Raw genomic sequence first — 10,921 nt, forward strand, 5'->3', positions numbered from 1 at the left:
TATTATTTTTTCTTTCTTTTTTCTGCTATTACTGCTCTTTTTGTAGTTCTTATAGATTGTATTATATGTCTCTTTGCAGGACATACAAAAGAACAAGACCCACATTCTATACAAGCAAGTCCATTATTAGCTTCAAAACTACCAAGTTCATTTCTTCTTGATAATGAATCAAGTTTTGATGGAATTAAATTCATAGGACATGCATCAACGCATTTACCACATCTAATACATCCTAATTCTTCTGGAAGTACTGCTTGTTTTTCTGTAAGCGCTAGAATACCTGAAGCCCCTGCTACAGCTGGAACATCTAAAGATGGTATAGTCATACCCATCATAGGTCCACCTGAAATTACTTTTGCTGGCTCTTCACTAAAGCCTTCACATTCTTCTACTAATTCTCTAAAAGACATACCCATTCTAATTCTCATGTTTTTAGGGTTTTTAACTGCCTCTCCAGTTACTGTAACAATATTGAATATAGCTGGAATACCTTCAACTACTGCTCTATAAACATCTAAAGCCGTGTGTACATTTTGTACTATACAACCAGCATCAGCAGGTAATTTACCTGTTGGAACTTCTCTTTTAGTGATTGAATAGATTAATTGCTTTTCAGCACCTTGAGGGTACTTAGTTTTTAATACTTTAACTTCGATATTTGGAATATCTTTAACTTTTTCTTTTAAAACTTGTATTGCGTCCATCTTGTTGTTTTCTACTCCTATATATCCCATTGCTTCAGGATACATATGAAGAATAATTTTCAAACCTTCGATTATTTTCTCAGGCTCTTCTAGCATAAGTCTGTGGTCACAAGTTAGATATGGCTCACATTCTGCTGCGTTTAATAGAATAGAATCAATCTTCTTGTCCGGTGGTGGTGATAACTTAACATTAGTTGGGAAACATGCTCCACCAACTCCTACAACACCAGCTTCTTTTACAATTTCAACTATTTCTTCTTTAGTCATTTCTGTATAAGCTTTGTGTTTTGGAAACTCAACAGTTTCATACTGGTAATCGTTTTCCACTATCACTGCTAGCGAAGTCCCACCTGAAGGTAGTTTAACCTTCTCTAATTTTTTTACTGTTCCTGAAACACTACAATGGATGTTTGCAGAAATAAAACCCTTTGCTTGTCCAATCTTTTGACCTACAAGAACCTTGTCACCTTTTTTAACAAGTGGTTCTGCAGGTGCACCAATATGTTGTGACATCGGATATGTCAAAATATCCTTAGGTTCAACATCCTCAATCGGCTTACTTTCTGTAAAATGTTTGCCGTGAGGAGGATGAATGCCTTTTTTAAATGTTAACAGTTCCATATAGCTCCTCCTATCTATTTTTGAATTGCCTTTTGGTTGGCATAAACAAGGTAAAATAAATTAATAATTATTAATTGCACACTTTTATCTTATCTAAGTAAAATAAAAAGTTCAAAGGAAATTTGTTTGATTCAAGGGATAAATTAACAAATTTCATAATTTATTCACCATCATCATTCCAAATTAATAATACCACAAAATTTTAAGATTTAAACAATATATTCATAATTATCTTTAATTTTTTCTATGAATATTTTTTTAAATAATTAAAAAATATTATAGTATATAAATCCTCACGTATTATAATATCACATTTCCATAGATTTTTGCATGTTTACACAATAAAAAGATTTTTCTGACAATTTAATGTAGAGATTGATACTATATTCACAATTTATTCATTATCCACTCTATAATATTCAATATTTAGGTATATATGTACTTTTTATTATTTATATAAATTTTAATTTAATTAGAATATTCTCTATAATATTACCATCAACTTTTTTAATAAAAAAGATGCTAATTTTAATATTTTTTATTATTAATGTATTTTTTCTATTTTTTTCTGAAATATTTCGCAAGCTAAAAATCATCGGATAATTATTTTTGCAAGTTTACCATTCATTTTTAGCGTTTTTATGCTACTTTTCAATAAAAACATGGCCATTTTATATAAATATATTTTTAAACATTTAATAATATATTTATTTTGCAAGTACTTTCTTTCGATATTTCAACATTATATAAACAAAGAGGATTCTAGACTATACTTGTCCATTTGATTACTAACCTCGCTACATCTTAGATACATTAAGAAATCAGCAAATTACAGAGATTTTCAAACAATGCTCAATAGAAAAAAACATGCTAATATATTCCCGAAATAAAAAAATACAATCTGAGGAGATTCAAATGGATAAGAAATCAAATAAATTAGATATATTAAAAAATATTGGAATGTTTTTAGTAGGCTGTTTACTTTACTCTTTTTATATGTCAGCTCTTTTAATTCCAAATAATGTAGGCACAGGTGGACTAGCAGGTATAGCTCTAACCTTAAATCATTTATTCAATTTTCCAGTAGGATCACTTTTAATTATTCTAAATATTCCTTTATTCATCTTTGGATATAAATTAATAGGAAAAAAATTCATACTAAAAAGTTCAATCTTTGTTATTTTATCTTCAATATTAATAGATTTATCTAATAAATTTATGTACTTTCCTGCTACTGATGAAAAAATAATTGCAACAATCTTTGCTGGTGTAATTTCCGGAATAGCTATGTCCTTACTTTTTATGTCAGGTGCAAGTACTGGTGGCCTAGATATTTCAGCAAAAATGATAAAAAACAAAGCCCGTAACCTAGACCTTACAAAAATACTTTTAACTCAAGATATAATTGTTTATATTTTAGTTGCCTTTACTATGGGAATAGATTCCGTTTTATATGCCGTAATTATGAGTTTTATAAGAACAAAAACTATAGATGCAATTCAAGAAGGAATGGCCTCCTCAAGACAATGTATAATAATAAGCAATAAAGCTGATGACTTAGTTCATGCTATACAAATAAAATTAGGTAGAGGAGTAACTTTACTAAATGCTGAAGGCTGCTATACACATTCAACTAAAAAATTTATCTATGTAGTAGTTCAAAAACACCAATTAATGCCCCTTAGAAAAATAGTAAGCTCTATAGATGAAACAGCCTTTGTAACAGTATCTCCCGTTAATGATATACTTGGTAACTTTAAGCAAAAGAGCTATTCGGTGCAGTAAGAGCAATGCACAATGCACAATGCACAATGCACAATCAAGTTCAAAAGATAAAATCAGTTTCAAAAGGAGCTCAACACTAAGTTAAGCTCCCTTATTACCATATCAAAATTTATTGAACAATTACTAGTTATTAAGTTCTAATCTTTTAATCTTTTAATCTTTTAATCTTTTAATCTTTTAATTGCAAATTGCAAATTGCACATTGCAAATTGCACATTGCAAATTATTCTTTTAAAAAGAGCTCCATCTAAAGTGATAACTTATGTCCGAAATATACTCATCCCATGAAATTAGTGCATCTTCTTCTTTTGTATATGGGCCTGCATTATGAATTATGTATGGCACGCCATCTTTAGTTCTTTTGTCTGATACTATAGCTATGTGGTCATATGGATTTGTGAAAATCACAATATCTCCACCCTGCCATTCTTTTAAATTATCAATATCTCCAGGAATTATTTCCGTTGTTAATGATTCTGCGTATTTTTCAAAAAAGGGGATAAGATTCTTTACTCTTCTAAAATCTATATTTGGGTCTGGATTTCCTTCTACTCTTGGATAATCATCTGTAAAATTTGCTATATCCTCGTCTACTAGGTCTTTTAAATTATATCCTGCATTTTCAAAAGCTCTCCATATAACATCAGTACAAACCCCTTCATTATCTGGTGGATATCCCCCATTATAATATGCACTTTTATATTTTGGCTTATTTTCTGCATCTATTCTAGCCCCTTGCAGAATATCCTCCATATCATTAATGCCATCTCCATCTTCATCGGAATTAATTGATATTTTAGGGACTTCTATCTTTTCTTCTAAAGTTATATCTGGCAGTTTTTTATCAATTTTATACTTTACCCATTTGCTAGAATTATTAAAAAATAAAAAGAAAGCCGATATAGCTATTATACTTAATAAAAATACAATTGGAATAATTTTTTTCATTCTACATAATCCACCTCTCTCATTAGAAAATGCACAATTCTAAATTTAATCAACGATTTTCTTCCACAGGAAGAAAATCATCATCAATTGTGCATTGTGCATTGTGCATTGCTCTAAAACTATTTATCAAATATAAAAGATTTAACAAAAGCAAAGTATTCTCTGACATAAAAATTAGGAACAGCAGGAAGATATGATTTTGCAGGCATGGAGCTAACCTCTAGTCCAACTCTTTTAGCAAGAAATTTAGCTCTATACATATGGAAACCATTTGTTATTAATGAAATAGTAGAGTCTGTGCTTCCCCCATCCTCAATAATTTTTTCCTTTGAAAACTGTAGATTCTCCATAGTACTTGTAGATTTATCTTCCATTATAATTTTTTCTTCATCAACTCCATTGTTAACTAAAAATTCTTTCATGGCAGCCGCTTCTGAAACAAGTTCATCTGGTCCTTGTCCACCAGATACAATAATAGTAGTATTTGGATATTCCTCTACATATTCCACACATTTTTCTAACCTATATTGCAAAGATGCTAGTATAATATTACCTCGTAATCCTGCCCCTAAAACTATGACATAATCACTTTCACTCATTTCCTTTTGACGCCCTTCATGGATTATTATCCCTTCAAATATCAAAAAAGAAGCCAAAACAATTGTAACGACTGTTGTAAATAAAATTTTTATGTTTCTATTTTGAAATATTATTAGCTCAACACCAAAAATTCTTAAAATACCAATAGCAATCAATACTATACCTAGTACAAGCCAAATCTTAGCAAAACTCATCCAATTGATTGCAATATAATATACTAAACTTATAATTCCGATTACTATACAAAGTTTTGAAATAAATCTATCCATAGTACTATCACCACTTCCTTTTTTATTTTATTTTATTTTTTAATCTTTGTTTTAGAGTATTATTGATATTCATACTATTATTTACAGGATAAAGTTTTTTACTTTAATACTAATGTGAATGTTGAAATGTGCAGTGCACAACTAAGGATGATTATTAGATACAGAGCTTTATAATAATTTTATCAATATATCAATCTTTATTAATTACTAAAGAGTAACAAAAACTCAATGCACAATGCATAATTAAGTTCAAAATATAAAACCAAATTCAAAACCAAAAATTAAGAAAAATAGAAAATGAAGAACTCAACTGCCACTTCACACTCCACACCATCACAAATAAAATGTTATCACTGAAACAACACCTTATAAATCAACTATCCTTAATAGATAGACTAATTATAAAGAACCGCTAACATAAATGCTAACGGTTCTTGTTATTATAATTAAATTCAAAGATTTTGCTACGTAAAATCTTCCTTAATTGCAAATTGCAAATTGCTCATTGCTCATTGCTCATTGCTCATTGCTCATTGCTCATTATTATTCTAAAAAAGAAGTACAAAGTCGGGAACTTCCACTTTAGTATTAGCAGCTCCATTCTCAATTTGATCTATTACTCCTTTTGCTTTCTCATAGTTTTCAGTTATTACTTGCCTATAATATTCATCAACATCATCATTTAATCCATCATAAGCTTTCATTAGATTATAATACCCTCTATATATATCGTCTGTAAATGTAATATAATAACATGCAGCATTATTAAGTGTAAGTATATCCTCTTCATCTAATTTATAGGCTGTTCTAAGAGATTCAATACCTTCATCATTCATACCAGCTAAAAGGTATAGTGACCCTAACATTCTGTGATAATTACCATTATTTTCGTCAAGAGTAATAGCTTCTTTCAATAGCTCAATTGCTTTATCTTGTTCTCCATTATTAGCGTCTAATATTGCTAAGCTATACAATATTTCCGCTTCTTCTGGATTCATTTTATTTGCATCTAAATAATATTTTTCAGCAACTTCTAATCCACCATCTATCATTATATAGTAGCTTGCTATTCTGTCTAAAATAAAATAGTTATAAGGTTCTTTCATTTTAGCTATTAAGAAATTAGCATCTATTGCAACAGTGTTTTCTTGTGCTATCAAAATTTCTGGCATTAAATATGCATAGTTGTCTGAATAATCCTTGTTTTCTTCTATTGACTTTTCGCAATACTCTAAAGCCTTTTCGAAATCATTATTTGAATAATAGTACCACGCTGCTATATGATTCACTATATAATTATCTTTTTCAGTAACTAGTTCTTCAATTATACTGCTCCCTTGCTCTTTCTCTCCTAAATTATTTAAAGCTGTAGCTTCTATAGATTTCAATATAAAATTACCAGTGTTTTGGTCCTTTATCTCATTTACTAAGTCAATTGCTTTAGATGAATTATTTATACTACCAGAATATATCTTAGCTAACCACATTTTATATGCAATCTCGTCAGGATTTTCTTCTATCTTTTTATTTAATGTATCTATTACATCTTTTTCATGAAATAAAGCCAATTGAACTAATGCGTCATATATTTTTATCTCATCTTTATCAATATTCCACGCATCATATAGATACTTATATCCATCCTCATCTTTATTCATCACAAAATTAATCAAAGCAAACTGTGCTAAATCTGTTGCTGATGTTGTATCTAATGGATAAGAGCCCAACAATTCCTCTGCCTTTGTTATATCTTCATTATATAGATTAGCTGCAATAAGAGTCTTTATTAATTCTTTATTTTGATTATTTATTTCTAAATACTCTTCTCCTTTAGCCAAAGCTCCTTCAATATCTCCAATTGCCAATTTAAATGAAGCTAGAGAGTTTAAAACTTGATCATCTTGACAAGCTAGTTCTTCTGTCATTTCATAATATTTTTGACTATTTTCATTATCACCTTTTAAGTAATATGCTTTTGATAAACTTATGTCTGTAAGAGATTCTGTTTTCTTTTCATCTTCAACTTTTTCAACATCTATTGAATCATAAATCTCTATAGCCTTATCATAGTCTCCTTGATAAAGATACTTATCCCCTTCTTCAATTAGTAAAGCACCTTCTTCTATTCTATCTAAGTTTTTCTCGTACATATTTACCTTAATTACCTTTGCATAAACTATGTAAATAGTAATAATTGCAACTAACGTTGCTATAACGCCAATTAATATTTTTTTATCTATCTTCTGCATAAATGCCTTTAACTTGTCCAAAATCTCATTAAACTTTTCCATAAATTCTCTCCTTTATAATAGGCTCTTCTTTAATATTACCAAATTTTTAAGAAAAATTCTATTAACAAATTTTTAATAGTCAAAAGATTATTTAAAAATTCATAATATTTTTTAAATCGCTATCACTTTATGTTGTTAAATATTTACTTTTGAATGCAAATGTAATTATTCATAAATAATTGTATTTTTCTGTCTAACTGTTAATTATTCCCATGTAACTCATTAAGTGTTACAATTTTTATATAATATTTTCATAATATCAGTAATAATCTGCGCCTAATGGGAAATACTTATATTAATAGGAGTTTATTCAAAGATACTTTACATTATTACTTAACATTATTACTTAACATATTGTTTGAATCTATAAAAATCTTTCAAAAACATTTTAAACTACACATTGTATATATAAAAGCCATGATAATAACAATACTTTATTATCATTTATTTTTTAATGTATTTAAGTTTTAAAGTACACTTTTTTATTATTTGAGGAGGGTTTATATTGAGATTTTTATTTGCATTATTCTTTTCTAAAGCAGTCTTATTTTTATCAAATTTATTTTTTAATGGTGGAACTAATTTCCCAGGAAAAATTGCTTTAAAACTTGATAAAAATATTTTAAATAAATTATCTGAAAATTATAAAGTTATTATGATTACTGGTACAAACGGTAAAACTACTACTACAAGTATGATTTATAATATTTTAAAGAATAACAATGATAAAGTAATAACAAACAGCACTGGAGCAAATATGCTTACTGGCATTGTTTCTTGTTTTGTTAAGAATTTTTCTTTTAGCAAAAGTAGTAAAACCGCTATTATCGAAGTTGATGAAGCAAATTTAAAGCTAGTTACTGAATATATAAAACCTGAAATAATAACTATTACTAATCTTTTCAGAGATCAAATGGATCGTTATGGTGAAGTTTATACAACGCTTAAAAAAATTGAAGAAGGAATAAAAAAAACACCTGACTCTATCTTGGTTTTAAATGGAGATGAATCTTTTTTTGGTGATATGAATGTATCCAATGAAAAAGTTTTTTATGGATTTAAATGCAAACTCGATACTAAAGAAACTAACAACAATGTTGATGCTAAGTATTGTATTAAATGCAAAACACCTTACGATTATGAATTCACAACTTACAATCACTTAGGTAATTACACTTGTCCTAATTGTGGATATAGTAGACCAAAATTAAATTTCTTTGTTGATAAAATACAATATTTAAATCCAAAGGGTTCCCATGTGAAAATTTGTAATAAGGATTTTTATATAAACCAACCTGGCTCTTATAATATATACAACGCATTAAGTGCATACAGTACTGTAAAACTTCTAGGTATTGATGACGAAATAATAGATGTTTCTTTTAGCAATCTTAAAAGTTCCTTTGGAAGACAAGAATCCATAAATATAAAGGGTAAAAATTTAAAAATAATCCTTGTAAAAAATCCTGCTGGCTTTGATGAAGCCATTAATTCTGTTAATCTAGATGAATGCACAAAAAGCCTAGCAGTACTTTTAAATGATAATTATGCAGACGGGAAAGATGTTTCTTGGATTTGGGATGTAAATTTTGAGACATTAGATAAATCCGAAATAGATGACGTACTTATATCTGGTATAAGACTATATGATATGAGCATTAGATTAAAAGTAGCTGGCCTAAACGAAAACATGTTTAGACTCTGTAATTCTTACGATAAACTACTTAATTCTATAGAATCAAATAAGAACGAAAACATCTATATGCTTGCAACTTATACTGCCATGACAAGTTTTAGAAAATTTCTTAATAACAAGGGATATCTTAAAAAACTATGGTAATCACCACCTTTTGAGTTTTATATAAAATTATTGTTTGAGCTGTAAGTGATGATAGTATTATTAATGCACAATGCACAATTTACAATGCACAATTATGGATGATTTTCTTCCCTTTGGTCAGAAAATCTTTAATTTATTAAAGATTCTCACGAGAATTAAGTTGCTTTATTAAATTGTAAAATTTGCATTGTGAACTTAAAACTTTAAATATTCAAGTTAAAAACAAATAAATATTAACTAAACATCTTTGATTGATTTACTGTTTTATTGTTTTTTTGATTTATTGTTTTATCGATTTAATGATTTATTGATTTATTGATTTATTGATTTATTGATTTGATGATTTATTGATTTATTGATTTATTGATTTGATGATTTAATGATTTAATGGTTTTGGTTTTGGTTTTATTAAATAAAGAAATTTTTTAGCTTCGCTAAAAAATTTCATCCTTAATTGTGCATTGTGCATTGTGCATTGTGCATTTATTTTCAAACGTGCATTGTGCATTGTGCATTTATTTTCAAACGTGCATTGTGCATTAATCTTTTAATTTAGGAGGTCTTCAAAATTATGGAACTAAACATATGTCATCTATATCCTGATTTACTAAATGTCTATGGCGATGTAGGTAATATTTTGATTTTAAAATATAGAGCTGAAAAAAGGGGTATAAAGACAAATATTATTAATTTATCTCTAAATGATAAGTTTGAAGAAAATAAATATGATATTACTTTCTTCGGAGGAGGGCAAGATTACGAGCAAACTATCGTATCTAAAGATTTAAAGGAATGTAAAGCAAAAGATATAAAAAAGTACATAGAAAACGGTAAAGTATTTTTATCTGTATGTGGAGGATATCAATTATTAGGTCAATACTACGAAACTCCAGATGGTGAGAAAATTAGAGGAATAGAAATACTCGATATTTATACTAAGAGTGGTGATAAAAGATTTATCGGAAATACTGTAATATATAATAAAGAATACAACGAAACCTATGTAGGCTTTGAAAATCATTCTGGACGAACCTTTATCGGAGACCTTAACCCACTAGGAAAAGTTCTTGCTGGTTACGGAAATAATGGAGAAGATGGCTACGAAGGATGTATCTACAAAAACACTTATTGTACCTACTTTCATGGATCTCTATTATCAAAAAACCCAGAATTAGCCGATAGACTTATCCATACTGCTTTAAAGGAAAAATATGGTGACTTTATTCTACCAAAATTAGATGATAGTCATGAATTTAAAGCTAAAGAATTTATACTTAGTAGGGAGAAAATAATATAAATTCAATGCACAATTCACAATGCACAATGCACAATTGAGGTTGATTTTCTTCCCTTTGGTCAGAAAATCTTTATTTATAAATAATAAAAATAAAAATGGAGTCTACAGCTTCGCCGTATGCTCCATTTTTTGTTCATATCCTATTTTAAGCATTTGCTTGTTTCTTAATAATCTTAAAATCTTTTTTTAACTCATACAAATCTTTTTCTGTTTCGTACTCTCTATGTTTCATAAAATCAACATCTGTGACAACTTCATCTATTTTAGTATTAATTGCTGTAATATCTTCAGTAATTTTCACTGTATGGTCATATATAGAATCTAATTTTTTCTCCATAGTAATTTGTCTTTTTTCAAGACGAGTTTGTCCTTGCTCAAGTTTGGTAACTTTATCTTCGAGTCTTTCTTGTCCTTCTTCAAGTTTAGTAACTTTTCCTTCGAGTCTTACTTGCCCTTCCTCAAGTTTTGTTACTTTACTTTCGAGCCTTTCTTGCCCTTCCTCAAGTTTTGTTACTTTACTTTCGAGCCTTTCTTGCCCTTCCTCAAGTTTTGTTACTTTACTTTCG

At 28.4% G+C, this 10,921-nt stretch carries 7 protein-coding genes and 1 pseudogene; 3 read left to right on the plus strand and 5 right to left on the minus strand.

Annotated elements, in window-relative coordinates; genetic code table 11:
* Nucleotides 1-2: 2 nt before the first annotated feature.
* Nucleotides 3-1,325 (minus strand): electron transport complex subunit RsxC, encoded by a 1,323-nt coding sequence (gene rsxC / locus ACVHXK_RS13745; RefSeq protein ID WP_461206981.1) that lies wholly within the window; start codon nucleotides 1,323-1,325, stop codon nucleotides 3-5.
* Between the two features lie 915 nt (nucleotides 1,326-2,240).
* Here rsxC and ACVHXK_RS13750 point away from each other — a divergent pair.
* Complete coding sequence (locus ACVHXK_RS13750; protein WP_461206982.1) at nucleotides 2,241-3,110, plus strand: YitT family protein; 870 nt, start codon at nucleotides 2,241-2,243, stop codon at nucleotides 3,108-3,110.
* Nucleotides 3,111-3,341: 231 nt separating this feature from the next.
* On the opposite strand, the gene ACVHXK_RS13755 is transcribed toward ACVHXK_RS13750, so the two are convergent.
* The 3 genes from ACVHXK_RS13755 to ACVHXK_RS13765 form a co-directional block, all read right to left on the minus strand.
* Nucleotides 3,342-4,058 (minus strand): DUF1287 domain-containing protein, encoded by a 717-nt coding sequence (locus ACVHXK_RS13755; protein ID WP_461206983.1) that lies wholly within the window; start codon nucleotides 4,056-4,058, stop codon nucleotides 3,342-3,344.
* A 119-nt stretch (nucleotides 4,059-4,177) separates the two neighbouring features.
* Nucleotides 4,178-4,927: a YdcF family protein gene (locus tag ACVHXK_RS13760; protein ID WP_461206984.1), complete on the minus strand. Its 750-nt coding sequence runs from the start codon at nucleotides 4,925-4,927 to the stop codon at nucleotides 4,178-4,180.
* Between the two features lie 548 nt (nucleotides 4,928-5,475).
* Nucleotides 5,476-7,218, minus strand: a complete 1,743-nt coding sequence (locus ACVHXK_RS13765) for a tetratricopeptide repeat protein (RefSeq protein ID WP_461206985.1) — start codon at nucleotides 7,216-7,218, stop codon at nucleotides 5,476-5,478.
* Between the two features lie 505 nt (nucleotides 7,219-7,723).
* Between ACVHXK_RS13765 and ACVHXK_RS13770 the strand changes: the two genes are divergently transcribed.
* Together ACVHXK_RS13770 and ACVHXK_RS13775 are read left to right on the plus strand one after the other, a co-directional pair.
* Nucleotides 7,724-9,058, plus strand: a complete 1,335-nt coding sequence (locus tag ACVHXK_RS13770; RefSeq protein WP_461206986.1) for a DUF1727 domain-containing protein — start codon at nucleotides 7,724-7,726, stop codon at nucleotides 9,056-9,058.
* A gap of 571 nt (nucleotides 9,059-9,629) precedes the next feature.
* A complete protein-coding gene (locus ACVHXK_RS13775) occupies nucleotides 9,630-10,355 on the plus strand; it encodes a type 1 glutamine amidotransferase (protein WP_461206987.1) in 726 nt (241 codons plus the stop codon).
* A 145-nt stretch (nucleotides 10,356-10,500) separates the two neighbouring features.
* Here ACVHXK_RS13775 and ACVHXK_RS13780 read toward each other — a convergent pair.
* Nucleotides 10,501-10,921 (minus strand): annotated as a pseudogene (locus ACVHXK_RS13780) (hypothetical protein); the annotation flags it as partial.

The sequence above is a fragment of the Clostridium sp. DL1XJH146 genome, assembly GCF_054819755.1.